Source organism: Flavobacterium sp. PLA-1-15, assembly GCF_049060005.1.
Classification (GTDB): domain Bacteria; phylum Bacteroidota; class Bacteroidia; order Flavobacteriales; family Flavobacteriaceae; genus Flavobacterium.
In genome coordinates, this window is record NZ_JBMGQS010000008.1 from 17,460 (window position 1) to 44,271 (window position 26,812).

Sequence of the window (26,812 nt, forward strand, 5' to 3'; positions counted from 1 at the left end):
AATGGTTTAAATTTTTCATTTTAGCGTATATATAAACAGGCCCAAATCATTAGAAGTGCTTGGAGGGGTAGCCTTAAGAAGAGCATATACTTAGGGAGTCCAAAACCCGCTTTTGGGTTTTGGTACATATATAAATTGGCTGGGAACACTGCGATTAACAACACAATTATTCCACAAGCAGCAAATTTAGTAAAGGCTGGTAAGCATAAAAGAATGCCTAAAATAATCTCTGCAAAGCCAGAAATTTTATTCAATAATGCTGGTTTTGGGAAACTAGGAGGTATGATTTTTATATACATTCGAGGCTTTACAAAATGATTGACTCCTGCCAGTATGTATAGCAGGGCCATCAAATACAGATGCCAAGGAAGCGGTAAAATCATTTTCGAACTTTATAAAAGCTAATGTAGTTTTAAAATATAAAAATTCAAAGGCTAAAAGTTGTATTTCAAAAAAAATATTATGCCTTGTTCGATTTGAATCGGATATTCATAATGACTATTGCCAGAATAATGAGCACGATTCCGATCCATTGAACCAAGATTACTTTTTCGTTCAAAAGGAAGAAAGCCATCAATACTGAAACGGGCAGTTCAAGTGAAGAAACAATACTTCCTAATCCGATTCCCGTATGTGGAAAACCAGCATTCAAAAGCATTGGCGGAATTATGGTTCCGAAAAGTGAAAGTACAATTCCCCATTTTAAGAATATTGTAAAATTGAAATCTTGGGCGGTTGAAAAAACACCCAGGGCATCTGCCATTGTTTCGGATTGATTGGGAAGAATTTGTGTAATTAGGGCAAAAAGTAACACCATCGTTCCGCCTCCCAAGAGCATGTATAGGCTTCGTTGGGCCGAAGAAATTTCTGTTGCCACACTGTTTGCAGTGAACATTGTGGTTGTAAATGAAGCGGCAGCGAGCATTCCGAAAAAGATTCCCAACGGATTCAGGTTTACTTCTGAGTTCATTAGGTTTGTAGCAAGGGCAGTTCCAATCAAAACAATTACAACGGCCACAACCTTGATTAATGAAGGAAGTTTTTTCTCCAGAAACATTTCCAATAGCACACCCATCCAGACTGTCTGCATTAAAAGCACGATTGCAATAGATACTGGAATATCAAACTTGACAGCGAGATAATAAAAAATACTGGTCAGTCCGGTAGAAGTTCCAGCAACCATCAGTTGTGTGATGTTTTTTCGAGATGCCTTAACAGCTGTATTGTTGTTTTTCTTTCTTTGGAAAGCATTTATGAGCAATATTCCGATGATGCCAAAAAGGAATTGAGATACAGTAACTTCGGCAGTTGTAAAGCCTTCTCCATAGGCCATCTTTACAAAAGTAGCCAACATTCCATAACTTGTAGCGCCAAGACCTACTAAAACAACTCCCTTTAAAACATTATTATTTGTCATTTTTTCAAAATTAAAAAGCCGGCAAATATAGGCTTTAGTTGTTTCTTAATCATCTTCAAATTGAAAAAATTTAAATATTTTCGATGTTTAACATACTTTTTTTAACAAGATTAAAGTTATTGTTAGAACAAAAAACATTTTTACCCAATTCTTATAACTGTATGAAGATGATTCAAAAATTGATGCTTCTTTTTGTCTTGATTTTTTGGAGCTGTACTATAAATGGAAAAAAATCTGATGTTGAAGCTGAAGAAAAGAGGGATTATCAGCACTTCCATAAAGAAGCAAGAGCATTCTGCAAGGCTCAGAATTTTAATGAGGACTATTATTTCTTGGTTGATTTTAATGTACATTCGGGCAAGGATCGTTTTTTTATTTACGATTTTAAAACCAATAAAATAAGTAATACCAACTTGGTTACTCATGGAAGCTGTGATAAATTTGAAGCCAATGAAACAAAATGGGAGAAGGTAAAATTCAGCAACGAGAACAACAGCCATTGTTCTTCAAAAGGGAAATATAAAATCGGAAAGAGGGATTATAGTTCCTGGGGAATCAAAATCAAGTACTGGCTTCACGGTTTGGAAGCTACCAATTCAAATGCTGTTGAAAGAGTGGTGGTACTGCACTCTTGGGAAGCTGTCGGAAATAAAGAAATCTACCCAGAATACAGTCCGTTGAGCTGGGGTTGTCCTGCTGTTTCAGATGCGTTCATGGAGCTATTGGATGCTAAATTAAGGCAAACGCAAAAACCAGTTTTGTTATGGATTATAGAATAGGTCTAGGTTTGTAAAGAGTTTATTACTTCCATGATTTTATACGGGATTCTTTCGAATTCACCAATCACTCCCGGCTTTATGATAAAAGCTTTAGCTCCATACTGCAAGCATTTTTTTTGATACAATATGTTTATAGAAGTCGAATAGGCAAAAGAGATGATTTGGCTCATTTCTGAATTTCTAGAAATTTCTTTCAAAGCCTCAATCCCATTGACAACCGGCATGTTGATATCCGTAAGGATTACATCAGGTTTTTCTTCGTCGCTATTGAGGAAATCAATGAGTTCCTTACCGTTTTTTACGAGGCTGATTTTCGTAAATGAAGAATGTCTGGAAAATGATTCCAGAATTATTTCAGTATCGTCAGTATCATCTTCGGCAATAACTATATGTAAATTATTGGTTCTTATCATTTTTATACTTTTCGTATATCAGGAGACTTCCAGATATATCAAGGGGTAAGGTTTCTGGATAGGGCTTGTAAAATTAAGCAAAAATTATCTTCACAAGGTAATGATAAAATAGATTGCAACATATTTGAAATGTTATAACATTTCGGTCCGCATTTATAACTAAAATTGAGTAACTTTCAGCTCAAATTTAGTTAAATGAATTCTTCAGATTTTTTGTCCGATGGTGGAGAAATGGGAACTATTATTCGTTCCTATGATTGGTCTTCGACACCTTTAGGCTCTATAGATACCTGGCCACAAAGTTTGCTTACTACGTTAAGTATAATCTTAAATTCAAACTTCCCGATGTTTCTCTTTTGGGGCGAACACCATATTTGCTTTTACAACAGTGCCTATCGTCCAAGTCTTGGAAACAATGGTAAACATCCCTCGGCTGTAGGGAAGCCTGGTAAAGAGGTTTTTCCAGAAATTTGGAACGATATTGTTCCTTTGATCGATGAGGTAATGGCTGGAGGAAAGGCAAGCTGGAGTGAAGACCAATTGCTTCCTAGTTACAGGAACGGTCTTTTAGACGATATTTATTGGACTTACAGCTATAGTCCGGTTAAGGCAGAATCGGGAAAAGTGGGAGGCGTTTTCGTTACCTGTATCGAGACTACCGAAAAAGTGAAGAGCTTTCAGACCCTCGAAGAAAAAGAAAATCTTTTGCGATTTGCCATCGATGCTACAGAACTAGGGACTTGGGATTATAATCCGAAAACGGATAAGTTTACTGGAAACGATCGACTCAAAGAATGGTTTGGGCTTCCGCCAGAATCAGAAATTGCACTTTCATTAGCGATTGATGTCATTGCAGATAACGATAAGTTTAAAATTGCAAATGCTATTCAAGAAGCTTTGGAGTATGAATCAGGAGGAAATTATGACGTGGAATATACCATTATTCATCCCATTACAAAAGTACAAAGAATAGTTAGGGCAAAAGGAAAAGCGTGGTTTAATGATCAAAAAGTAGCCTATAGATTTAATGGAACGCTACAAGACATTACTCAGCAATCTATTGGAAGGAAAGAATTAGAAAGCAGTAAAAACCGTCTCAATCTCCTGATAGATGAATCTCCTGTAAGGATCATATTTTTAACAGGCAGGGATATGAGAATCGAGCTTGCCAACGATGTTGTTTTGAAAAGCTGGCAAAAAGACAAATCCGTAATCGGTAAAACCATAAAGGAAGTTCTGCCTGAAATGGAAGGCCAGCCGTTTTTAGAATTGTTGGATAAAGTATATACCAGCGGTGAAAATCTCTCAATGAAAGGAGCACCAGTAAAGTATTGGAACAATGGTGAGTTGGTGCAGTATTATTATGATTTTTGGTACAAGCCGATGATCAATTCTGCTGGTGAAGTTTACGGAATCCTTTCTACGGCAGTAGATGTTACCGAAAAAATTATTGCCCAGCAACGAATAGAGCAAAGCCAAAGAAAATTGAGAAGCGTGGTAGAAAGCGCTCCTTTTCCTATTGGCGTTTATGTAGGTAGGGAAATGAAAATTCAGTTGGCCAATCAATCCATAATAGATGTTTGGGGAAAAGGAAACGACGTGATAGGAAAATTATATTCCAACATTTTGCCCGAACTGGAAAACCAAAAGATATTTGAACAGTTGAGGGAAGTTTACGATACAGGAATTCCTTTCCATAGCAAAAACACGAAGCTTCTCCTGGTTATGAACGGCAAAAAGAAAAGCTTTTATTTCAATTACAGTTTTACACCACTTTTTGATGCCGATGGAAAGGTTTACGGTGTAATGAACACCGCTGCCGATGTAACGGAACTAAATGTTGCCAAGGACAAATTACAGAAAAGGGAGCAAAACCTTCGAAATGTGATACTCCAAGCTCCTGTTGCTATGTGTATTTTCAGAGGTACAGATTATACGGTAGAAATTGCAAACGATTTGATGCTTGAATTTTGGGGCAGACCTTATGAGCAAATCGTGGGCAAACCGATATTTGAAGGCCTTCCTGAAGTAAAAGAGCAAGGATTTGAAGATTTATTGAACAAGGTTTATCAAACTGGAAAAACCCAAAAAGCATTGGAAGTTCCTATTTCGGTGCCACGAAACGGCGGCATTGAAACGGTTTTCATTGATTTTGTTTATGAAGCTTTCCGGGACGAAAATGGTGCAATTTCAGGCGTAATGGCTGTTGTGATAGATGTTACAGAACAAGTTTTAAGCAGAAAAGAAATCGAAGAAGCACAGCAAAAGGCAAATCTTGCAGTAGAATCGGCAGATTTAGGGCCTTATGAGGTAGATTTGATTTCTAATAATATCAAGACAAGCGACAGATTCAATGAAATTTGGGGAGTAAAAGGCAATGTAACACGTGAAAAACTTATAAAATTTATTCATAAAGATGATCTGGAGCTAAGGGATAATGCGCATCGTGAATCTTTGATAACTGGAAATCTCCATTATGAGACCCGAATTATTCAAGACGATCATTCAGAACATTGGGTTAAAATCAAAGGTAGGGTCATTTTTGATGAAAATCATAAACCAATAACGTTATTAGGTGTTATACAGGATATTACCGAGCAAAAACGTTTTGCAGAAGAACTTACCCGGCAGGTTAGAGAACGAACTCAACAACTTCAACGTTCAAATGATGATTTGTTGCAGTTTGCCCACGTTGCGAGTCATGATTTGAAAGAGCCTATTCGTAAAATTAAGATTTTTACCAACATGATCGAAAACGAATATGCCGAAAATATCCCACCAAAAGGGATGGTATATTTGGAAAAAGTGCAAAATGCTACCGACCGGATGTTCTCAATGGTGGAGGGTGTCTTGGCGTACTCTACTATAAATTCTGCCGAAAGGCCAATCGAAACAGTAGATTTGAATACCATTTTTGATCATATAGAAACTGATTTGGAAGTGGTAATGGCGCAAAAGCAAGCCGTTATTGAAAGGTCAGTACTTCCAGAAATACAAGGCGCATCTGTTTTACTGCATCAATTGTTTTATAATTTGATCAATAATGCTTTGAAGTTTTCGAAGAAAGAAGAATTGCCTCGTATAAAAATCACTTCCAAGTCTGTAAACAGGGACGGCATTGAATTCTTAAAAGTAGAGATCAGCGATAATGGAATTGGATTTGATCCTGATTTTTTAGACAAAATATTCGATGCGTTCACACGTCTTAATGCAAAGGACAAGTATGAAGGCACCGGGTTAGGACTGGCTTTGTGCAAGAAGATTGTAGAACGTCATCATGGCAGCATATCTGCAATAGGCGAACTACAAAAAGGGGCAACTTTTACAATTGAATTGCCTTTTAAACAAAATCAGGAAATCATCTAGCAGCTGTAGCAGAAACTCTCTAATGAAGGTTTAAATACATCCCAATTGATGCTCAAGGTGTGCTCGATTGATTTTCTGAATTTGGCAAATGAATTTGGCTTTGTGATGTAAAGATTGGCTCCCAATTCCTTACTTCGTAGGATATTTTTCTGATCGTTAGAAGTTGAAAATATCACTACTGGAATATTTTTATATTCTTCGGAAGTCTTTAATTCTCTTAAAACTTCAAAACCATCTTTTCCCGGCATATTCAAATCCAAAAAAATGATATGAGGAGAAGGTGGAGGATTTTTTACCGCAACCAATAATTGATTGCCATTATCATGGGTAAATACCTCAATGTTTTTGTCGATTGCCTCTGTTACATCTCTGAAAAAGTCCAGATCATCAGCATCATCATCAGCATAAAAAAGAGTAACGTTTTTTTTCATATTTGCAGGAACCCGGGGTTGAGTTTTGGGAAATCAAAATTACAAATTATATTGGATGAACAAGCTTTTTTATTTAGTATTCGATTGTTTGTATTTTATAAAAAAATAAAATCAGAATATAAGTTGGTAGCTAGCCAATTAGCTACTTTAATGCAAAAATATATTTATGGATACTATTCAAATCATCGGACTTTTGGCAGCAGTTTTAACAACAGCGGCGAATATTCCTCAAACTTATAAAATTATTAAAACCAGATCAACGAAAGACATTTCCATAGTAACGTATTCCATGCTTATGATTGGCTTTGTTCTATGGGTTGTGTATGGCTTTAGTCGCAATGATTATCCGGTTTTAATTGCAAATAGCATCTCGGCCCTAGTGTGTGCAACTATTTTATTCTTAAAACTGATTCCTAAGAAAGCATTGAATAAAATCAACGAAAAAGTAACACCAGATAAGTAGTATTTTTCTAAAAGTCATATTTCCGTTCTACGGCAAATCGAATGAGATCTGTTTTTCCATGAATGTTAAGCTTGCGAAGAATATTTTTTCGGTGTGTATCTACTGTAGTTTTGCCAATAAACAAGAGTTCGGAGATTTCCAAGGAAGACTTGCCTTCTCCAATTAATCGCAAGATTTCTTTTTCGCGCGAACTCAAGACAATTTCCTCTTTTGTCTCTCCATCTTTTGATGTGATAGCGTCATCAAAAAATAATTCATTTTTTGCAACAATCCTGATAGCATCCAAGACTTTCTTGAGTGATGAATTTTTCATTATGTATCCCGAAGCGCCTGCCGTTTTCATCTGCTCTACTGCTTCTCCTTGGTCAAACATGCTGAATGCAATTACCTTTATTTGAGGAAATTCCTTTTTGATGATTCGCGTTGCGGAAATCCCGTCGCATTTTGGCATTCTTATATCGGTGATGACCACATCGGGTTGCTTTTTTCGAACTAATTCTACCAGCATTTCGCCATCATTGGCTTCGCCTATGACTTGTATGTCGTCTTCATATTCAATCGAAAGTTTGATGCCGTCTATCAATGCCTGATGGTCTTCGGCTATAATTACTGTAATCATAATGGTAAGTCTATGATGATGGTTGTTCCTTTTGTAGGTATAGAATCGATTGTAAAAGTGCCTCCCATCTGTTCTACTTTTTTCTCAATATTTTTTAACCCGATGCCACTTTTGGGTTTTACTTTTTTTGTATCAAATCCGTTTCCATTGTCTTCGATGATAATGTTTATTTCTTTTGGATTAGGTTGCGTCAAGTAAATATTCACTTCGTTTGCTGCAGAATGCTTAATGATATTAGTGCACAATTCCTGTATCATCCTGAAAAGCGAAACCTCAGTCTGATTGTCGAGTCTTTCGGTCAAGCCAAATGGAATGACGTTGATTTTTAGCCGATCAAGGACGCTCATTTTCTCAGCCATTTTTTTTACGGCTACAAGCAATCCCTGACTTCCTACGACTCCAAGGTTTTTTAAATGCGAAATATTTCGAACTTTCTGATAGGCTTCTTCAATCAAATTGTCTGTCTTGTCAAACAAGTTTATTTCATTTTTCTCCGAATTTGCATTTCGTTTCAAGTTTTGAAAATTCAATTTCAGTGTTGCCAGCATACTTCCTAGCTCGTCATGAAGCTCGTTAGCAATTTGCTGTCTTTCTTTTTCCTGACTTTCTAGCATTAAATCGATGTCGCGAAGCTCTTGGTCTTTCAAGGTTTTTTCGAGTTTCTGGGTCTCGATAAGCTTTTCCTGTTCAGCTATCTTTTTCTTTTTAGAAATGTTTTTATAAGCCAAAATTCCGATAGTTAAAATCACAAGTAGTAATCCTATAAAAGCATAAACAATGATTTTGTTGGTTTGCAGTTTGTTTTTTAGGTTGAGGTTTTCAATTTCTTTTTCCTGGCTTTTGTATTTGGTGTGAAAATCCAAAATTTTTATATTCTGTTTTTCCAAATCAAGTTCTTCTTGTACCGTTACATACTCGCTCAAGTACTTATAAGCGCTTTTATGATCGCCAAGTGCTTCATAATTTAGGGAAAGAAAATTATTGATATAGCTTTTTATGTTTTTGCTATTCTTTGTTATTTTGATGGTGTTGGCTTCATTTAAAAGCGCAATGGCTTTTTGGAATTCTTCTTTATAATAATAGCATCCTGCTTTGTTGATGAGATTTAAGCAAAGGTCATTGATGTTATTGTTCTTTTTTGCAATCTGGGTTGATCTTTCAATGTAAACCAAGGCAGAGTCGGGTTGGTGCAACTTTTCGTTAAACAAAACTGCCAGATTACTGTATATTTGGGAATAAATCTTCTCGTCCTTGACTTGACTGTTATAACGCATTGCTTCTCGGAAATACTTCAAGCTTTGTTCCGGATTGTCATTGATGAGGAGTGATGCCCAACTGCTGTAGCCTTTTGCGGTAAGACTGCTTTTGTTGTTTTTCTTCGTAAATGCTAAATATTCCTTGATATAGCTTTCGGCCGATTTCTGATTGTTTTGTTGCATGCTCAATAGATAAGCAATATCTAAATTGATGCTCATTGCTTTGTCTATACTGTCTACTGCCAAAAAAGCTTTTTTTGATTGTATGTATAGTTCAAATGCTTGGTTGCTCGAATTTTCATTATCATAGGCTTTTGCTTTATAGAGGTAAATCTGAGCCAATTGGTTTTTGGGAGGTTTTTGGGCTTCTAATGAATCAAGGATTTTTAGTGCGCCATTATTCCTTCCTTCTCCAATATACTCCTCAACTTTTTTATTGTTTGTATTTTGTGCAAAACACAAACCACCCGTAAGCAATAGTAGGAGTGGGATAATTTTTAAGATATTGATTTTGACAGTAAGCATTACTTTCTTATGATGCTTACTCCTAATCGCCTTGGATTTTTGTCGGAACTTTTCTCTAGCTCACCACGTCGCGGACAATCACCCTCATTCAATTTGTCAATCAGTTCTAGTAATCTATCATAAGCTTCCTTTACTGCTTTCATTTTGAATTCATCATTGTGATACAGCAAAATATAAGTATCTCGGCTTTTGTCGAAAGGTATTTCTCCCAGACCAGGTTGTATTAATGATTGAATTTCAAAATTGTGACCAAATGTTTGGTTTGCATCTTCTGGCAAAGAATCATTTTTACCCTCAGTTTGCATAAAAACAAAAACGGCGTTTACTTCATTCAGCTCTCCACCAACGTTTTTAGAAATATTTATTCCTGTACTAAATTTATACGTTTTGTTTGATAGTACGGGTAAGTGAATCTTTAAATTGATATTTGCACTATCAAAATTTCCAGTAACTAAGTAAGTTTTGCTCATTTTGTTTTGTTTTTAAGGTTAGGGTAAAATTCGGACATTAAAGTATAAAAAAAATCCCTAACAATAGGGATTTGAAATTTTCAATATTTTAATTTTCAGCTAAATCGCTCAAATGAAGTTGCAATGCCTTAACTGAAATGCTGATTTCCCAAAATGAAATTCCCAACGAAATTAATAAGGAAAGCAAGCTCAAACCAAAAAGATAAATGCCGATGATTTCCTGTTCTACAAATAACAACAGCATTGCAAAAACAGAGAGGAACAAGCTCAAAACGCCAAAAAGTTGCATATACCGTATGAGTGTGATGCGCAAGTTTAGGTTTTTAATCTGCAGTAAAATTGTCTTACTGCTTTGCTCTTCATAATTTTTCTTTAAGCCTCTCACAATTTGTGCAATGGTCAAAAAACGATTAGTGTAGGCCAATAAAATCAAAGAAGTTGCAGAGAAAAGTAAAGCGGGAGTTTCTATATTTAGGGTCATTTCAGATTTTTTAATTTTTAATTTTTAATTTTTTTCAATCTCAAAGTTCGTGAATGTAAAGTGATTTTCAATTTTTTGCATAAAAAAACCTGCAAGTTAAACTTACAGGTTTCTTTTGAATTAACGGTTAACCAAATAACCAAATCAACTTATTTAATCAATTCGAAGCTTCTTTTTACAAAAGCCGTCAAGTCTTCTCCTTTTAATAGATTTTGAGACAATTTTGCCAAGTCCAACGCTTGTTTTACCAAATGTTCTTGGTGCGTTTTATCGGATGTATTTAAAATGTTGGTTGCCAATTCAGAATTGGTATTTACCACCAAATTGTACATTTCCGGCATATTGCCCATTCCGAACATTCCGCCACCTCCGGATTGGCTCATTTCCTTCATTCTTCGCATAAATTCAGGTTGCGTGATGATAAAAGGCGAAGCAGTGCTGTCCATCGCTTCCAATTGAACCGAATACGTCTGCTTCGGAACAAAACCTTCCAAAACCGTTTTCAAGCTTTCTTTTTCTTCATCTGATAATTTAGAAATCGTGTTTTCGTCTTTCTTGATTAAATTATCGATATGATCTGAGTCCACTCGGACGAAAGTCAAATTTTGATTGTCGGACTCTAATTTCTGAATCAAGTGCGAAATAATTGGCGAATCCAGCAACAAGACTTCATAACCTTTATCTTTTGCGGTTTGGATATAAGAATGTTGCGCATCCTTGTTTCCAGCATATAGGATAACCTGTTTTCCGTCTTTATCGGTTTGATTTTCTTTTGTTTTTTCTTTTAATTCTTCCAGTGTAAAATACTTGCCATCAACGGTTGGATACAAAACAAAAGCTCCTGCCTTTTCGTAGAATTTATCTTCAGAAAGCATTCCGTATTCCAAAACAATTTTGATATCGTTCCATTTTTGTTCGAAATCTTCACGGTTTTCTGTAAACAATGCTTTCAATTTATCAGCAACCTTACGTGTGATGTAGTTGGAGATTTTTTTCACAGCACCATCAGCCTGCAAGCCAGAACGCGAAACGTTCAACGGAATATCCGGAGAATCAATCACACCTTTTAACATCGTCAAAAATTCAGGTACAATTCCTTCTACATTATCGGTAACGTAAACCTGATTTTGGTACAATTGAATTTTGTCTTTTTGAATCTGTAAATCAGCACCCAATTTAGGGAAGTATAAAATTCCAGTCAGGTTGAACGGATAATCCACATTCAAATGGATGTTGAAAAGCGGTTCTTCGAATTGCATCGGATACAATTCTCTGTAAAACGACTTGTAATCTTCTTCTTTTAATTCAGTTGGAGCCTTTGTCCAAGCCGGATTTGGATTGTTGATGATCTTGTCAACCTCTGTATATTCTGTTTTATAGTCTTCTGGAGCATCCTCTGGTTTTGGCAAGGCTTCTTGCTTAGTTCCGAATTTAATCGGAATAGGCATGAACTTGTTGTATTTTTGAAGCAAGCCAGAAATTTTGCTTTCCTCTAAAAACTCCAAAGAATCTTCTGCAATGTGCAAGATGATTTCAGTTCCTCTCGTCGTTTTGTCAGATGGAACCAATGTAAATTCAGGGCTTCCATCACACGTCCAATGTGCGGCAGGTTCGTCTTTGAATGATTTTGTGATGATTTCCACCTTTTCCGCCACCATAAAAGCAGAGTAGAATCCTAAACCAAAATGACCGATAATTCCTGAATCTTTAGCTGAATCCTTGTATTTTTCAAGGAATTCTTCGGCTCCAGAAAAAGCGACTTGGTTGATGTATTTCTCAACTTCATCCGCCGTCATTCCCAAACCTTGATCGATGATGTGGAGTTTTTTACCTTCTTTATCGATTTTTACTTCAATAATCGGATTGCCATATTCTGTTTTGGCTTCGCCGATACTAATTAGGTGTTTTAATTTAAGTGTTGCATCAGTCCCGTTTGAAACCAATTCGCGCAAGAAAATCTCGTGGTCGCTGTATAAAAATTTCTTAATTAAGGGAAAGATGTTTTCTACTGAAACATTGATTTTTCCTGTTGTCATAATTATTTGGGTTTATTTATGTTAAATTATTCCTGCTCACGTTTCTTCAAATAGAGTACCAAAAACAACAAAATGACAAATTGTCGGAATTGTTAATTTTAAGATAAAGAAGAAAAAAATTTTAACATTTAAAACCGAATGATTGTATATTTGTACTTAAATTAAAATACCAAACTATGAAAAAATTATTTTTAATGGCTGTACTTGCGGTAACGTTTACGTCTTGCAAGTCAACATCAGCAACAAACACAAAGGTTGACAACAAAACCGAGCGTTTGATGAAAGGAAACTGGGTGATCAGTTCAGTTTCTTATCCGGGTTCAGAGGTTATCAAAGTAACTTCGTTCCAATTGGCAGATTCTAAATGCTTTGAAGGAAGTACTTGGAAATTTGTATCCAACAACAACAAAGGCGATATGGCCTTGACAAATCCTAGTTGTGCTGGTTTCAGTTCTCCAATCACTTGGTTTGTCAACAAAGATGGACAATTCGTTTTGAAAGTGTTAAGTGCTGGAGAAAAAGCGAAAAAAGTTAGAGACGGTTATGTGTTGAATGTAGCCAATCAAACTGAAAGTTCTTTTCAATTGGTTGATAAAATCAACGTTGGAGGGAAAATGACAGACGTTGTGTATCAATTCCAAAAAGTAGACTAATTCAAAACTAAAACAAGATGAAAAAAATTTCAATAGTAGCCTTGGCTGCATTAATGATGATAGGTTCGGTTCTTACAGGTTGTGAGGCTGCGAAAAATACAAACAAAACGCAAAGAGGTGCTGGTATCGGTGCCGCTGCAGGTGCAATTATCGGTGGAGTTTTAGGTAACAATATCGGAAAAGGCGGAAACACTGCTCTTGGAGCTGTAATTGGTGGAGTTGTTGGTGGAGTTGCCGGTGGTGTTATCGGAAACAAAATGGACAAACAAGCGAGAGAAATTGACCAAGCCATTCCAGGTGCCGACGTCGAAAGAGTTGGAGAAGGTATCAAATTGGTGTTGAATGAAAATGCAGTGCGTTTTGATACAAGCAAATCTACTTTGACAGCTACAGCTAAAGGAAACTTGGATAAATTGGTTACGGTTTTCAATCAATATCCTGATACTGATATCGTAATCTTTGGTTACACAGACAGTACTGGTAAAGTTGAATTCAACCAAACTTTGTCTGAGCAAAGAGCAGCTTCAGTAAAATCATATTTAGTTTCTAAAGGGATTTCTGCCGCACGTTTTACGACAAAGGGTATGGGAATTGCTGATCCAATTGCATCTAACGAAACTGTTGAAGGTAGAAGCCAAAACAGAAGAGTTGAGTTCGCTATTACGGCTAACCAAAAAATGATTCAGGATGCTGAAAAAGAAGCTAAGCAATAAGCTTTAAGGCAACAATATTTAAAAGCCGTTTTGAAAGAAACGGCTTTTTTTTGCTCTGTTGTTAGTTTTGACCACAGATTCACAGATTAAATTGCTTTGATAATCTGTGAATCTGTGGCTTTTTTTTAAACTTAAAATATGTTATTGAATTGACTTCAAGAAGCCTACATTTTTTTTGAAAGACTTTTAACAAATGTTTTTATGTTTCAGAAATATTTGAAAGTAAATTTACATAAGATTTAAAACCACTCGTTATGGCAACAACAAAAAGACCGAATGCTAAGAAGAAATTACTCGATGACAATCAAATCATTACTTTGTATATGAACGATGTTCTGGAGCAAAACAAAGCTCCTGAGAGCGTTTATCAGTTTTGTAAACGACACGGAATTGAGGAATCGGAATTCTATACTTTTTTTGGTTCTCTTGATGCCATCAAGGAGGATATCTGGGTGAAGTTTTTTGAGAATGCAATCGTTACGATTAACCTTGAAGAAGCGTATGCAGGTTATTCAGAGAAGAATAAAATGCTAACGTTGTATTTTACCTTGTTTGAGATTTTTATCTTAAACAGAAGCTACATTGTTTATTCATTGAAAGAAAATAAGGAAGGTTTGAAGAATCTGCAAGCCTTGAAAACATTCCGCAAACAGTTCAAGGATTTTGTGGGCGGAATAATGAACCCGAATACGGAAGAGAAAGAAAATAAGGTGAAGAAAATCACCAAGCCTGTTTTTTCGGAAGGTGCTTGGATTCAGTTTTTGTTTATCTTGAAATTCTGGTTGGACGACACTTCGAAAGGTTTTGAAAAGACGGATATCTTGATTGAGAAATCAGTAAACACTTCTGCAGACTTGATGAATACCAAGCCTTTGGAAAGCTTGTTGGACTTGGGGAAGTTCATTTGGAAAGAAAAATTTAATTAGAAGCACAGACTGCGTTAGGGATAGGAGTGGAAATCCTTTTTCTCGCTTCTTTAGCGAGGAAAAGATTGGAGTGGATAGCCCGTTAAAACGCCCAAAAAAATGTAACATGAAAACTTTAGATAAAATTCCGACTACGAAGATTGAACGTGCTGGCCAATTGGTGAAAACGGGTTTCAAGATTGGAGGAAATTATATGGCGTATTATGGCGAGAAAATAGTGAATCCGTCGCTTTCGAAGGACAAGCTGAACGAAAATAATGCGGAGGATATTTATGATGGTTTGAAGAATTTGAAGGGTAGTGCCTTGAAAGTGGCACAGATGTTGAGTATGGACAAGAACATTATGCCGAGAGCTTACGTTGAGAAGTTTTCGCTGGCACAATTTTCGGTTCCGCCTTTGTCGGCGCCTTTGGTTCGAAAAACGTTCAAAAAATATCTGGGAGAATTCCCTGAAGCCATATACGATTCGTTCACTCCGGACTCCGTTAACGCTGCTAGTATTGGTCAGGTGCACCAGGCTAGCAAAGATGGGAAAAAACTTGCTGTGAAAATCCAATATCCCGGAGTGGCCGAAAGTATAAGTTCTGATTTGGCGATTGTAAAGCCTTTTGCCATCAAGATGTTTAATCTGCAAGGCAAAGATTCTGAAAAGTATTTCAAGGAAGTAGAGCATAAATTGCTCGAAGAAACCGATTATGATTTAGAGTTGAAGCAGGGAACTGAAATTGCTGAGGCTTGTAGCAAGATTCCAAATTTAAAATTTCCAAAATATTACCCTGAATTGTCTTCCAAAAAAATCCTGACGATGGATTGGATGGATGGTGAGCATTTGTCTGAGTTTACCGCTCTTAATACCGATAGAGCAAAAGGCGACAAACTCGGTCAGGCCTTGTGGGATTTTTATATGTTTCAAATCCACGAGCTCCGACAAGTGCACGCCGACCCACATCCTGGAAATTTCTTGATTGATACAGAAGCGAATTTGATTGCGATTGATTTTGGTTGCATCAAGCAGGTTCCAGAAGATTTTTATATTCCTTATTTTGAATTGGCTAGCCCATCCATTATTGACAATTCGAAACTTTTCAATGAAAAATTATACGAGCTTGAAATATTGAGAACGGATGATACAAAGGAAGAAGTGGAATATTTTACAGCATTGTTTCATCAATTGTTGAGCTTGTTTACATTACCTTTTCATGGGGATAGTTTTGATTTTTCGGATGAAGAATTCTTCGGAAATATTGCCAAGATGGGAGAGGAGTTTTCCAAAGACACCCAGCTTAGAAAAATGAATGGGAATAGGGGTTCGAAGCACTTTCTATACATTAACCGAACCTTCTTCGGATTGTATAATTTACTACACGACTTAAAAGCGAGGATTGAAACAAAATCCTACGAAAAATATAGATAGATCATAGTTTTGGTTTTTTGGTTGGTGAGAGCACGTTTTTTTAAATAAAAGCGTGCTCTTATTTTTTTTAAGTTTTTCACAGCTATATTAGTTTGATTTCGGAGGATGATATTGCGCCTTTTAAATCAAGTCATTATTAAAAACCCAATAAACAGAAAAAAAAATAAATTATTTTTATTTTTTTAAGATAAATACATTTACATAATTATTGGGTTTTTGCGGTTAGTCGATTTTTTTGAACATTTTGTCGAAAACACGTATAAAAGTCTTGTAAATTATTTTTCAAATTCGCTGGTTATCATAAGTTTGGAGAAACAAAACCGCCCCCAAATTATGAAAAACCCTACAACTGCACTAGGCACGTCCATGTGCCTGCAAATTCGTTTTGCTAATTTTCAACTAGAGAATTTTGTACAATTTCTTAAGATTTTTCTCTTTTTGCTCCTTGCTTGTCCATTAAGTGCCTATTCTCAAACTTCTGTTCTTTTACCCAATAATTCCACTACTTGGACTGTGCCTTGTGGTGTTACTTCTATTACCGTCGAGGTATGGGGTGCTGGAGGTGGAGGTGCCAGGGTTGCTGGAAACCCGTCTGCTGGAGGTGGAGGATCAGGAGGTGGCTATGTGAGGAATTCTTTTGCAGTAACACCCAATCAAAGTATATCTTATTCTGTTGGAGTTGGTGGATCTGGTGGAACAGCAACCAAATCAGGTGGTTCTTCTTGGTTCATGTCCAACACGACGCTTTTGGCAGTTGGTGGTAATGGAGCTGCCAATTTGACTTCAAATAATAGTTATGGACAGGGAGCTAATGCTCCTACCGCAGGAAATATTGGAGGTACAATCAGTACATATGGAGGTAATGGAGCTGCCGCAAGTAATAATATTAGCGGTGGAGGAGGCTCTAGTGCCGGTACGACTGTTGCAGGAAATGCTAATGGTATGGCAGGAGGAATTGCTCCTACAAATGGTTATGCTGGAGCAATTGGTAGAAATGCTACTAATGATGGTGTCGCTGGAGGCATTGGTGCTGGAGGTTCTGGAGGAAGGGCTGGAAATGGTAACGACAGGATTGGAGGTAATGGAGGTGCTGGTCAAATCCGTATTACCTACACTGTTGGCGATGTTCCAGCCTCTTCGCTTGCCTATGGTGATAATGTCTGGAACGTATATGCCTGGAATGGTGGCGATATCTCTGGTGGTTCCGGAGCTTGGAGTGCAGAGTACAGAGGTTATTATGTAAACTCAAACCTTGATTTTAATGCCACTACACATTGGGCCGCAGGAGGTTCTCCAAGTTCTGCAACAGGTTGGATAGGTTGCTCCGTAGATGCAAATGATAGTTCTTTGTCGGCTAAACGACAAGGTTTTCCTTGCGGATTGTATCGTATTGATGTAGTTAGAAATGATGACCTTGCCCAATTATATGTAAACGATGTGATGGTTTGGTCCAGAGCCGATTGGAGTGGAGAAGGAGCCACCCCTCCTGAAAATTTAAATGCATGGCAAGGGACATTGGGGGCTAATGATCGTGTTGAATTTAGGGTAAGTGAAGGTCCTGGTGACTGGTACGGACATATTACATTTACAATAGTTGCTCCAACTGCGCCAACGGTTGCAGGTCCTCCTTCAAATATTATTTGTTCGGGTACTAGTGCTACTCTGACTGCTTCAGGAAGCAATGTATCGACAGACACATCAACGCTTTGGTTTCTGGGCGCAAATTGCCCAACAGTTGGGTTTGTTCATGAGTTTCAAACATTTCCTTACAGTACAATACAAACAACTGTCAATAGCGTTAGTTCTGGAATTCTTAATGTAACTTCTGCAAATATCAATCCCGCTGATGCTAGTTTCAGTATGGAGAATATATTTTCTTCCATAACACCTTCAGTTCAGCGCTATATTTCAATGCGTTACAGGGTTGTTTCAGGAACAGCAATAATGACGGAGGTTTATTTTAAGAAAGGAGCATTAGCTCTAGCTGAAGATAAAGTTGTAAGAGGAAATTTGATCAGTGATGGGAATTGGCACGTACTTTCAATAGATATGTTAACGAATTCAAATTGGAACAATACAGGCGGTAACATAACAGGTTGGCGTTTTGATTACACCACTGGAGCCAATGTAAGAATGGAAATAGATTACATTGTCCTGGCTTCTGCACCGGTAATCGAAAATACGGCAGCCAATGATTCGAGTATAGTTGTTAGTCCTACAGTTAGTCCAACCAGCTACACGGTCTTGAAAGTTACCGAATCTCCTTGCCATACCATAAGTGCTTGCGCAACCACTCAAATATATGTGAATAAAACGTGGATTGGTGGCACGGGTAACTGGAATGTAGCCTCGAATTGGTCGCCATCAGGAGTTCCTACAAGCGAACATTGTGTTGTTGGTACATCAGGGACTATTACAGTCAATGCTAACGGAAACGCAAAAAGCGTAAATCTTACGAATACCTCCGGAATAAATATTCCTTCAAATAATACCTTAACTGTAGAAAATGCAGTCACCGTTGGAGCTAATGCAAGTTTTACTATTCAAAATAATGGTAGTTTACTTCAAACAAATAACGTTGCAAATACAGGAAGCATTACAATGATTCGTAATGCAAAGCCAATGAAACGCTATGATTTTACCTATTGGTCTTCGCCAGTAGCCAAGCAAAATTTGGATGCCGTTTCTCCAATGACTTTGTTTGATAAATATTTCAGCTGGAATCCAACCGCCGGAACCTGGATCACACACTCTGTGGATACAATAACAATGAAAGTAGGAAGGGGATACATCATCCGAGCGCCTCAAAATTTTTCGGTAACCACTCCGGCAAATTTTACAACTAGTTTTATTGGTACGCCAAACAATGGCGAAATATCATATACTGATTTTGAAGGCAGTAACACTTCACAGATGTGGAATCTAATAGGAAACCCTTATCCTTCGGCTATCGATATTGATTTGTTCATCAATGATCCGGATAATACAGAAGTAGGCGGTTCCATCTATTTGTGGACACATAATACTCCTGCGCTAGACAACGGTTCGGGAACTATCAGTTATACGTCAAATGATTACGCGGTTTACAATAGTACCGGAGGCACTGCAACCGCGGCACCAAGCGATCCGAATGATACAACTGATGCTGATGACAACAATAATGCGCCTGTAAATGGTCACGTAGCCGCCGGACAATCGTTTTTTATAAGAGGCCTTGCTACCGGAACGGTTAAGTTTAAAAACTCCATGCGTATCGCAGGAAACAATTCTAATTTCTACCGTCCAGGACCACAAGATCCGTCAGAGAATTGGGAAACCACAGGAAAGCACCGTTATTGGTTGAATCTTAGCAATAGCCAAGGAGCCTTTAACCAAGCCTTGATTGGTTATATACAAGGAGCCACAAATGATATGGATCGTTTGTATGATGCCGAGCTTTTAGGAGGTAATTACGTTACCATTTATTCCTTGATTAATCAGCATAAAATGACCATCCAAGGAAAAGCGTTACCTTTTAATAATACAGATGTCGTGCCGTTGGGATATAAAGTAACAATTGTCGGAACATTCAATATAGGTTTGGGAAGTTTTGATGGATTGTTTGAAGGTCAGGATGTGTTCCTTAAAGATAAACTACTGAATACAATCCATAATCTAAAGGATGGTGCTTATAGTTTTACTTCAGCCATCGGAACATTTGACAACCGATTTGAAATCGTTTATCAAAATGAAACTCTAAGTGTCGAAACTCCAGGAATCAATCCAGAGAGCATAATTATCTATAAGAATACAAATTCCACAATAGCAGTGAATGCAGGTTTCTTAGTCATAAAAGAAGTAAAAGTATATGACATAGCAGGAAGAATGCTTTCGCATACAAAAGACATTGATAGTAGTGATGTGATCATCAAAAATATTCCAGAAACGCATCAAGTAATAATCGTAGAGGTATTAACTGTCGAAGGTTGTAAACTGGTCAAAAAGATTGTTTTTTAAGCAATCATAATTATCGTTTTTTTATTAAAACCATCTGTTTTGCAGATGGTTTTTTATTTTTTTAAAGTTGCAGCAAAAATGAGTGAATACTTTTATCTTTTGGGAACTTTTACACTAGGACTACAAAAAAAATGTTTTAATAATAGTTAAAATGCTGTTTTTGTGGGTATTGTGTTTTTATATTTAGTAAATTTATGTTATTAAATCTTACAAAATATGAAAGAAAATCACCCAAGACAAGCTTCCAACTGGTTAGTTGGGACTTGTGCGAGCAAGGTTGTATTTTTTTGTTGCTTAATCTTAGGCACAGAAGATGCAATACATGCTCAAGAGACAGTTATTACTTTTACAACATCAACCACTTTTACGGTCCCTAATGGCGTTTCTTCCCTCAAGATCGAATGTTGGGGCGCTGGAGGAAAAGGCAGTAATGTGTCTTCAACAGCAACCGGTACAAGTGGTGGCGGTGGCGGTGGTGCCTATGCAAGCTCTCAGTTATGTGTCACAGCTGGACAAAATTTTGCCATCAGTATTGGAGCTGGAGGAGCCGGATCAACCCTTGATGGTGGCGATACTTTTTTTGGAAATGCAACTACTGTTATGGCCAAAGGTGGTAAAGGCCTAGCGGGTGATGTAATTACCGGTGGTGTTGGTGGTTCGTCCGCTGCTTCCGTTGGGACAATCAAGTACAATGGCGGTAATGGTGGCAATAGAACCACGTATAATATTGCTGTAGCATTGGGCTATCGTTCCGGTGGCGGGGGCGGCGGTGCCGGTAGTACAGGTGCAGGAAATAATGCCAACGGTCTAACACCAGGCGCTGCAAGGATAGATAACGGAGGAGCAGGTGGAGCAGGTCAAGATGGTTTTCTGTTAAGTGCTTTAGCAGGATTTTCAGGAAACCCAGGCAATAATTATGGAGCTGGTGGAAGTGGTGCAGGAAAAGGTCTCCTCTTTTCACAGCCCACTTATCTGGGCGGAAACGGTGCTCCGGGAATTGTCCGCATCACTTATGAGGCCTATTCGTGTAACGCTTCTGCAAACACCACTTGGAACGGAACCTCATGGTCTAACGGAATACCAGATAATTGTAAAAAAGCCATCATCAATGGTAATTATAATACAGCAATTCATGGAAGTATCTCTATGTGTTCGCTTCAAATAAATGCAGGACACACAGTAACCATTGCCGGGTCAACATATATCAAGACCTTTAATGAAATCATCAATAACGGAACATTAGTTGTAGCTAACAATGCAAGTCTTGTTCAGGAATACAGTTCCAAACCAAATGTAGGAATGGCAAGCATTTACCGCAATACACAGCCCATGTACCGCTATGACTTTACCTATTGGTCCTCACCCGTAGCCGAAACCACCCTCGATGACCTCTCACCCGGCACTTTTTTCGACAAATATGCTTCTTGGGATGCCACAACGCAAACATGGGTCTATAATCCTTACGGAACCGAAACGATGATCCCCGGAAAAGGCTACATCATCAGAGCGCCTCAAAGCTATTCTGTCAATCCTGCCATAAAAACCATATTCGAAGGAGTATTCGTAGGAACTCCAAACAACGGAACCATCACCTATCCTGTCTCGGGAGATTCCACTGGAAACAAATACAATCTCATCGGAAATCCCTATCCTTCTGCGATCAATGCCTTGAGCTTTTTGACGGCAAACAATACCACACTCGATGGTACCATCTATTTATGGACACATGATGCAACCCCCGTAAATTCTGGTGGCACCCTCAGCTACCTCCAGTCGGATTATGCCACCTACAATTTCTCAGGCGGTACAGCTCCCGGTTCCAGCCCAATACCCGGAAATAAGATCGGTTCAGGTCAATCCTTTTTTGTAGCAGGAATTGCCAACGGAAACGCAACCTTCAACAACTCCATGCGCCTCCTCAACGACAACAGCCAATTCTACCGACCTGCAGGCGGGGAAGGAGTAGAATCAGTAACCGATGAAAAGCACCGCTTTTGGCTCAATTTCTCAGGCGCAGAAGGAGTTTTCAGTCAAATTCTTTTGGGATATTTAGAAAACGCAACCAATGGCCTTGATTGGGGATACGACGGAAAAACGCTAAGCAGCAACCAAATAAGCCTATACTCACTTCTTGATCAGGAAAAGCTTGCCATACAGGCAAAAGCACTTCCTTTTTCAGATACTGATGCAATCCCTTTAGGGTATAAAACCACAAAAGCAGGCACCTTCAGCATAAGCCTCGACCAATTCGAGGGGTTGTTTTATGATCAGGATATTTTCCTAAAAGACAATCTCCTGGATGATGTTCATAATCTAAAAGAAGAAGCCTACACCTTTACTTCCACCATCGGAACATTTCACAACAGGTTTGAAATCATCTACAACAATTCAATGCCGAGCCTCAAAAAGAACCATAACCTGTCGGATAACATCATCATCTACAAAACCACCGATGATGTACTTGTAATAAATACCAATTCAGAAATTATACACCAAATAAAACTCTATGACATAGCCGGCCGATTGATTCATCTGGAAGATGGCATAAACAACTCAGAAGCATACGTTCAGAACTTGCCACAACAACAGCAACTACTTATCATAGAGATTCTAACCAACAGCAATCAAAAGACCATAAAAAAAATAATCCACTAACAAAATTTCAAACCACCCTATGAATTTTATAATAAGCCCAACAAAATAACTTTTACAGTACGGACACAAAATCAAAAATCCTTACTGTAAAAGTTATTATCATTTTAATACAACTGCAAAATTCCCCATCCTATTCCACTGAAATCCCGCATAATTACCTTTCAGATTACTATTTATTTATGTTAATGATAAGTTTTTATAGAGTAATAATAATTTAATGTAGTGTAATCAGAAATATACTTAGTGTAATCATACATTTTAGTATTCCTAAGATATCCTAATAATCATCTTCAAAGGATAATTATACAATAAGCGGCAACATTCAAGTCCTCAAATTGATTGTATTGTTTTCATCCCATCATCATTCTTCGTAAGTTTGCGACTCATAAAACGCATAATGCTTCAAGTCAATAACATCTCATTTTCATACGACACACAAACGGTCATCAACAACGTTTCGTTCCAACTCCAAAAAGGACAAAACCTCTCCATCATCGGCGAAAGCGGTTGCGGAAAAAGCACGCTCCTCAAACTCATTTATGGTCTTTATGATCTCAATGAAGGCGAAATATTTTGGAGCCAAAACCAAATCCTAGGTCCAAAATTCCATCTTGTTCCCGGAGCAGATGAAATGAAATACCTTGCCCAGGATTTCGACTTGATGCCCTATACAACCGTCGAAGAAAACGTAGGCAAGTACCTGTCTAATATTTATCAGGACGAAAAAAAAGCAAGGGTAAACGAGCTTCTCGAAATGGTAGAGATGAAGGCTTTCGCCAATACTAAAGCAAAATATCTAAGCGGAGGACAGCAACAGCGTGTAGCCTTGGCAAGGGTTTTGGCGCTAGAGCCCGAAGTTTTGTTGCTTGATGAACCCTTCAGTAATATCGATAGTTTTAGGAAAGGTGCCTTGCGCAGAAATCTATTTGCCTATCTAAAACACAAAGGAATCACCTGCATTATCGCCACACACGACAGCATCGACGCACTTTCTTTTTCAGACGATACAATTGTAATGAAAAACGGTGAAATCGTCCGAAATGATTTGTCCAAAAAGGTCTATCTTGAACCTAAAGATAAATATGTAGCTTCGCTTTTTGGAGAAGTAAACGAAGTAAAGTTGCACAACCTTATCGAAACCGAAGACAAGGAAAAAACAATCCTTCTTTACGCCAGCGAGTTATTCCTAACCGATATTTCAGACTTGATTGTCACCATAAAACATTGCTATTTCAAAGGCGATGGTTATCTTATAAAAGCTGTTTTCGACCGAAAAGTTATCTTTTTCGAGAATCCCTTCGTGCTACCAGAAAACGAAGTGGTCTGCATTACAGCCGATGAGGAAATTATTTCGATTAGAAGATAGAGAAAAGAAGCAAGAAGAAAGAAGCAAGAAGAAAGAAGAAAGAAACAAGAAGAAAGAGACAATAAGCAATAAATACATAAAAAAAGAGGAAAGACATTCAGCATATCTTTCCTCTTCCTTCTTGCTTCTTTCTTCATTTCTCTAGAAACTTAGTTCTTCAAATGCTTCTCTAAAAACTGATCTTGTTCCCAAAGCAGATGCAAGATGTTTTCCTTAGCTACATAACCGTGGCTTTCCTTTGGCAGAATTACCATTCTAACTGGAGCTCCCAAACCTTTCAAAGCTTGGAAATAACGTTCCGTTTGAAGTGTGAAAGTTCCCGGATTGTTATCGGCTTCACCGTGTGTCAATAGAAGAGGCGTTTTCATTTTTTCCGCATTCATAAACGGCGACATAGTGTTGTAAATCTGTGGCGATTCCCAATAGTTTCTTTGCTCGCTTTGGAAACCAAAAGGTGTCAACGTTCTGTTATAAGCACCGCTTCTTGCAATTCCGCATGCAAATAAGTTAGAATGCGTCAACAAGTTTGCCGTCATAAAAGCACCATAAGAATGTCCTCCAACAGCCACTTTCTTTGGGTTGATATATCCCAATTTATCTACCGCATTGATGGCCGCTTCAGCATTGTCCACCAACTGTTGGATAAAAGTATCGTTAGGTTCCGTTTCGCCTTCACCCACAATTGGGAACGAAGCATCATCTAAAACCGCATATCCTTTTGCCGCCCAGTAAATAAACGATCCGTAGTAAGGAAACGTAAATTCGTTTGCGTTTTGAGAGCTTTGTCCCGCACTGTTCTTATCCTTGTATTCTTCTGGATACGCCCAAATCAACAAAGGCAATTTCTCTTTCTTTGTTTTGTCGTAAGCCGCTGGCAAATACAAAGTTCCAGAAAGCTCCACGCCGTCTTTTCTTTTGTATTTAATCACTTCCTTCTGCACATTCTTGAAGCTTTCAAAAGGATTCTTGAAGTTGGTAATCTGCTTCAAGCTGTTTTTCTTCTTGATGTTTCTGAAATAGTAGTTAGGATATTCTGTTTTTGATTGAATCTGAACCAAAACATCGCCTTTTTTGAAATCTTCAATAGAGAAAATATTTTCTATCTTATCCTTGTAAGTCGATTGGTACAATCTTTTTGTTTTCAAAGTCTTGATGTTGAACTCGTCCACAAACGGAAACTGTCCGTCCTTTGTGTGTCCTTCGCCAAGCAAAAAGGCATTGTCTCCTTCAAGTGCCAAAACCTGTCTTCCGTATTGGTTTTTTACGGTTTCAAAACCTCCTGGATCGGAATAAATGTCCTGCGAATTTCTGTCCCAAACCAATCTCGGTTTTTCATTCGGTTTTGATGGATTGATTAAGAAAGTCCTTTCGTTTCTAGTATCATACCATTGATCGTATAAAAAGGCTGTAGTGGCATTACCCCAAGTAATACCTCCATAGCGCTGACCCGTTTTTACCAAAGAAGTCGGATTGCCAGAAAAAGGCGCTTCCCACAAGAAAACCTCGTCTCTGAATTCTACCTTGTTTGCAGGATCACCTTCGTCCAAAGCTTCAACAAACGATAGCGTAGCAGGCACATCGGCTCTCCAACCCATGCTTCTTTTTCCTTTTCTAACGGCCATAAATCCTTTTGGCATGATTTCGTTCAAAGGTACTTCGTTCACTGTTTTTATTGCTTTTCCGTTCAAATCATAAACGATAGTTTTAGAGGGAAAACGGTTCAAGGGAACGATATATGAGAATGGTTTTTGAATAGTCGAAACCATCAAATAATTTCCGTCTGGCGAAAAGCTTTCTCCTGCATATAAGTCGGCTGGCATGAACAATGTCTTTGTTCCATTCAACGTCACTTTGTATAATTCAGAACTCACAAGCGATTCAAAATTGGCTTCATCGGTTTTGTTTTTCAACAAATCCTGATACGTTCTGTTTTGCGATTTCGATCCGTCGGCAGTAGAAATAATCGGACCTGTCGGAATATCTTTTGCAGCGTTGATCAAGGCTGGACGGTTCTTTGGAAGCATCTTTACCAAGATTGTTTCGTTGTCCTTGAACCAGCTGAACGGGCTTCCCAAGTTTGCGTTTACCGTAGCGTCCGTTAATTTTGTGGCTTTCGCCGAAGCGATGTCAAGCACCCAAAGTTCAACTCCTGTGGCGGTTGTGTTCGAGAACGACATTTTCTTTTCGTTTGGCGACCAAGAAATGTTGCTGATCTTTGCATTTGCAGGCAATCCGGAAACCTGAATTTCCTCCTTGCCCGAAATCTTTCTAACTTTTAGATTGTTGATGTACGTCACCGTACTCGAAATGTTCGTAATCGGGTTGATGCGCAATCCTCCCAATTTCATTTCCTCCTGATTCAAATCGTCAAGTGTCTTGTAAGTATTTCTATAGGAAAGCAGCATGTATTCCTTTTTGGTATCCATTGATACTGTAGGTGCTCTTTCATAATCCACCAAGTCCAAAATTTCTTTGGAAGGCTTCTGATAGGTAACGTTTTCCTGGGCAATTCCAGAAAAACCGATGAGCAAGAACGAAAAAAGTGTGAATTTCAATTTCATTGTTCGTTTGTTTTGATTAATATAATTGTATGTCGAAGATAAGGGTAGGTTGTTACAATTGAAAGCTAAAACTTGATTTTAACGCAATTCCCTAGCCCAGATAGCAGCGGAAAACCCGGAAACCAAGAAAGCTAGTTATTCCTGCCAGAAAAGAGCGACCGAAGGAAGCTCCTTTTATGGCTTGGAAAAACAGCTTTCTTGGTTGAGGATTTGTAGCGGATAGCTGGAAAAAGCTTCTAAAAATTGCTAATTAGCAAAAAAGCACTAACTTG

At 38.0% G+C, this 26,812-nt stretch carries 20 protein-coding genes; 10 read left to right on the forward strand and 10 right to left on the reverse strand.

The genetic code is table 11. The features are described from left to right. Positions 1-20: 20 nt before the first annotated feature. Both ACI6PS_RS07165 and ACI6PS_RS07170 read right to left on the reverse strand, forming a co-directional pair. A complete protein-coding gene (locus ACI6PS_RS07165; RefSeq protein ID WP_421011869.1) occupies positions 21-383 on the reverse strand; it encodes a DoxX family membrane protein in 363 nt (120 codons plus the stop codon). A gap of 77 nt (positions 384-460) precedes the next feature. After that, on the reverse strand, positions 461-1,417 hold the full coding sequence (locus tag ACI6PS_RS07170) for an EamA family transporter (protein WP_421011870.1): 957 nt from the start codon (positions 1,415-1,417) through the stop codon (positions 461-463). A gap of 161 nt (positions 1,418-1,578) precedes the next feature. On the opposite strand from ACI6PS_RS07170, the gene ACI6PS_RS07175 reads away from it, so the two are divergent. Beyond that, complete coding sequence (locus ACI6PS_RS07175) at positions 1,579-2,196, forward strand: murein L,D-transpeptidase catalytic domain-containing protein (protein ID WP_421011871.1); 618 nt, start codon at positions 1,579-1,581, stop codon at positions 2,194-2,196. 2 nt (positions 2,197-2,198) lie between these two features. Here the strand turns inward: ACI6PS_RS07175 and ACI6PS_RS07180 are convergent, their stop codons facing one another. Beyond that, the gene (locus ACI6PS_RS07180; RefSeq protein ID WP_421011872.1) at positions 2,199-2,609 is read right to left on the reverse strand and encodes a response regulator; all 411 of its coding nucleotides are present in this window, start codon (positions 2,607-2,609) and stop codon (positions 2,199-2,201) included. A gap of 195 nt (positions 2,610-2,804) precedes the next feature. Here ACI6PS_RS07180 and ACI6PS_RS07185 point away from each other — a divergent pair, with 195 nt between their 5' ends. Beyond that, the gene (locus ACI6PS_RS07185; RefSeq protein ID WP_421011873.1) at positions 2,805-5,975 is read left to right on the forward strand and encodes a PAS domain-containing protein; all 3,171 of its coding nucleotides are present in this window, start codon (positions 2,805-2,807) and stop codon (positions 5,973-5,975) included. Here ACI6PS_RS07185 and ACI6PS_RS07190 read toward each other — a convergent pair. Next, positions 5,972-6,406: a response regulator gene (locus tag ACI6PS_RS07190; protein ID WP_421011874.1), complete on the reverse strand. Its 435-nt coding sequence runs from the start codon at positions 6,404-6,406 to the stop codon at positions 5,972-5,974. The genes ACI6PS_RS07185 and ACI6PS_RS07190 overlap by 4 nt on opposite strands. 166 nt (positions 6,407-6,572) lie before the next feature. On the opposite strand from ACI6PS_RS07190, the gene ACI6PS_RS07195 reads away from it, so the two are divergent. Next, on the forward strand, positions 6,573-6,869 hold the full coding sequence (locus tag ACI6PS_RS07195) for a SemiSWEET family sugar transporter (RefSeq protein ID WP_421011875.1): 297 nt from the start codon (positions 6,573-6,575) through the stop codon (positions 6,867-6,869). 7 nt (positions 6,870-6,876) lie between these two features. On the opposite strand, the gene ACI6PS_RS07200 is transcribed toward ACI6PS_RS07195, so the two are convergent. The 5 genes from ACI6PS_RS07200 to htpG all read right to left on the reverse strand — a co-directional run bounded on the left by ACI6PS_RS07200 (position 6,877) and on the right by htpG (position 12,256). After that, complete coding sequence (locus tag ACI6PS_RS07200; RefSeq protein ID WP_421011876.1) at positions 6,877-7,488, reverse strand: response regulator; 612 nt, start codon at positions 7,486-7,488, stop codon at positions 6,877-6,879. Beyond that, on the reverse strand, positions 7,485-9,269 hold the full coding sequence (locus ACI6PS_RS07205) for a tetratricopeptide repeat-containing sensor histidine kinase (RefSeq protein ID WP_421011877.1): 1,785 nt from the start codon (positions 9,267-9,269) through the stop codon (positions 7,485-7,487). Before ACI6PS_RS07205 ends, ACI6PS_RS07200 begins: the two co-directional genes overlap by 4 nt. Further along, the gene (locus ACI6PS_RS07210) at positions 9,269-9,739 is read right to left on the reverse strand and encodes a hypothetical protein (protein WP_421011878.1); all 471 of its coding nucleotides are present in this window, start codon (positions 9,737-9,739) and stop codon (positions 9,269-9,271) included. Before ACI6PS_RS07210 ends, ACI6PS_RS07205 begins: the two co-directional genes overlap by 1 nt. 88 nt (positions 9,740-9,827) lie before the next feature. After that, positions 9,828-10,220 (reverse strand): DUF2721 domain-containing protein, encoded by a 393-nt coding sequence (locus ACI6PS_RS07215; RefSeq protein WP_421011879.1) that lies wholly within the window; start codon positions 10,218-10,220, stop codon positions 9,828-9,830. Positions 10,221-10,369: 149 nt separating this feature from the next. After that, complete coding sequence (htpG, locus tag ACI6PS_RS07220; RefSeq protein ID WP_421011880.1) at positions 10,370-12,256, reverse strand: molecular chaperone HtpG; 1,887 nt, start codon at positions 12,254-12,256, stop codon at positions 10,370-10,372. Between the two features lie 176 nt (positions 12,257-12,432). Here htpG and ACI6PS_RS07225 point away from each other — a divergent pair, with 176 nt between their 5' ends. The 7 genes from ACI6PS_RS07225 (at position 12,433) to ACI6PS_RS07255 (ending at position 23,979) form a co-directional block, all read left to right on the forward strand. Continuing rightward, positions 12,433-12,909 carry a lipocalin family protein gene (locus tag ACI6PS_RS07225; protein ID WP_421011881.1) on the forward strand — a complete coding sequence of 159 codons (477 nt, stop codon included), beginning with the start codon at positions 12,433-12,435 and terminating at the stop codon, positions 12,907-12,909. A 17-nt stretch (positions 12,910-12,926) separates the two neighbouring features. Then, entirely contained in the window at positions 12,927-13,622 is a 696-nt protein-coding gene (locus ACI6PS_RS07230; RefSeq protein WP_421011882.1) for an OmpA family protein, read from the forward strand. Between the two features lie 254 nt (positions 13,623-13,876). After that, entirely contained in the window at positions 13,877-14,548 is a 672-nt protein-coding gene (locus ACI6PS_RS07235; RefSeq protein WP_421011883.1) for a TetR family transcriptional regulator C-terminal domain-containing protein, read from the forward strand. Between the two features lie 106 nt (positions 14,549-14,654). After that, entirely contained in the window at positions 14,655-15,962 is a 1,308-nt protein-coding gene (locus ACI6PS_RS07240) for an ABC1 kinase family protein (protein WP_421011884.1), read from the forward strand. A gap of 333 nt (positions 15,963-16,295) precedes the next feature. Then, entirely contained in the window at positions 16,296-19,958 is a 3,663-nt protein-coding gene (locus ACI6PS_RS07245) for a hypothetical protein (protein WP_421011885.1), read from the forward strand. A gap of 216 nt (positions 19,959-20,174) precedes the next feature. Continuing rightward, the gene (locus ACI6PS_RS07250; RefSeq protein ID WP_421011886.1) at positions 20,175-22,613 is read left to right on the forward strand and encodes a T9SS sorting signal type C domain-containing protein; all 2,439 of its coding nucleotides are present in this window, start codon (positions 20,175-20,177) and stop codon (positions 22,611-22,613) included. A gap of 397 nt (positions 22,614-23,010) precedes the next feature. Continuing rightward, positions 23,011-23,979, forward strand: a complete 969-nt coding sequence (locus tag ACI6PS_RS07255) for an ABC transporter ATP-binding protein (protein WP_421011887.1) — start codon at positions 23,011-23,013, stop codon at positions 23,977-23,979. Positions 23,980-24,128: 149 nt separating this feature from the next. Here the strand turns inward: ACI6PS_RS07255 and ACI6PS_RS07260 are convergent, their stop codons facing one another. Then, positions 24,129-26,540, reverse strand: coding sequence for a prolyl oligopeptidase family serine peptidase (locus ACI6PS_RS07260; RefSeq protein WP_421011888.1), 2,412 nt, complete (start codon positions 26,538-26,540; stop codon positions 24,129-24,131). Positions 26,541-26,812 lie beyond the last annotated feature (272 nt).

Excerpts from the sequence above, each read along its gene's own strand:
- ACI6PS_RS07165 (WP_421011869.1), bottom strand. The coding sequence starts at position 383 with ATGATTTTACCGCTTCCTTGGCATCTGTATTTGATGGCCCTGCTATAC.
- ACI6PS_RS07170 (WP_421011870.1), bottom strand. The coding sequence starts at position 1,417 with ATGACAAATAATAATGTTTTAAAGGGAGTTGTTTTAGTAGGTCTTGGC.
- ACI6PS_RS07175 (WP_421011871.1), top strand. The coding sequence starts at position 1,579 with ATGAAGATGATTCAAAAATTGATGCTTCTTTTTGTCTTGATTTTTTGG.
- ACI6PS_RS07180 (WP_421011872.1), bottom strand. The coding sequence starts at position 2,609 with ATGATAAGAACCAATAATTTACATATAGTTATTGCCGAAGATGATACT.
- ACI6PS_RS07185 (WP_421011873.1), top strand. The coding sequence starts at position 2,805 with ATGAATTCTTCAGATTTTTTGTCCGATGGTGGAGAAATGGGAACTATT.
- ACI6PS_RS07190 (WP_421011874.1), bottom strand. The coding sequence starts at position 6,406 with ATGAAAAAAAACGTTACTCTTTTTTATGCTGATGATGATGCTGATGAT.
- ACI6PS_RS07195 (WP_421011875.1), top strand. The coding sequence starts at position 6,573 with ATGGATACTATTCAAATCATCGGACTTTTGGCAGCAGTTTTAACAACA.
- ACI6PS_RS07200 (WP_421011876.1), bottom strand. The coding sequence starts at position 7,488 with ATGATTACAGTAATTATAGCCGAAGACCATCAGGCATTGATAGACGGC.
- ACI6PS_RS07205 (WP_421011877.1), bottom strand. The coding sequence starts at position 9,269 with ATGCTTACTGTCAAAATCAATATCTTAAAAATTATCCCACTCCTACTA.
- ACI6PS_RS07210 (WP_421011878.1), bottom strand. The coding sequence starts at position 9,739 with ATGAGCAAAACTTACTTAGTTACTGGAAATTTTGATAGTGCAAATATC.
- ACI6PS_RS07215 (WP_421011879.1), bottom strand. The coding sequence starts at position 10,220 with ATGACCCTAAATATAGAAACTCCCGCTTTACTTTTCTCTGCAACTTCT.
- htpG (WP_421011880.1), bottom strand. The coding sequence starts at position 12,256 with ATGACAACAGGAAAAATCAATGTTTCAGTAGAAAACATCTTTCCCTTA.
- ACI6PS_RS07225 (WP_421011881.1), top strand. The coding sequence starts at position 12,433 with ATGAAAAAATTATTTTTAATGGCTGTACTTGCGGTAACGTTTACGTCT.
- ACI6PS_RS07230 (WP_421011882.1), top strand. The coding sequence starts at position 12,927 with ATGAAAAAAATTTCAATAGTAGCCTTGGCTGCATTAATGATGATAGGT.
- ACI6PS_RS07235 (WP_421011883.1), top strand. The coding sequence starts at position 13,877 with ATGGCAACAACAAAAAGACCGAATGCTAAGAAGAAATTACTCGATGAC.
- ACI6PS_RS07240 (WP_421011884.1), top strand. The coding sequence starts at position 14,655 with ATGAAAACTTTAGATAAAATTCCGACTACGAAGATTGAACGTGCTGGC.
- ACI6PS_RS07245 (WP_421011885.1), top strand. The coding sequence starts at position 16,296 with ATGAAAAACCCTACAACTGCACTAGGCACGTCCATGTGCCTGCAAATT.
- ACI6PS_RS07250 (WP_421011886.1), top strand. The coding sequence starts at position 20,175 with ATGAAAGAAAATCACCCAAGACAAGCTTCCAACTGGTTAGTTGGGACT.
- ACI6PS_RS07255 (WP_421011887.1), top strand. The coding sequence starts at position 23,011 with ATGCTTCAAGTCAATAACATCTCATTTTCATACGACACACAAACGGTC.
- ACI6PS_RS07260 (WP_421011888.1), bottom strand. The coding sequence starts at position 26,540 with ATGAAATTGAAATTCACACTTTTTTCGTTCTTGCTCATCGGTTTTTCT.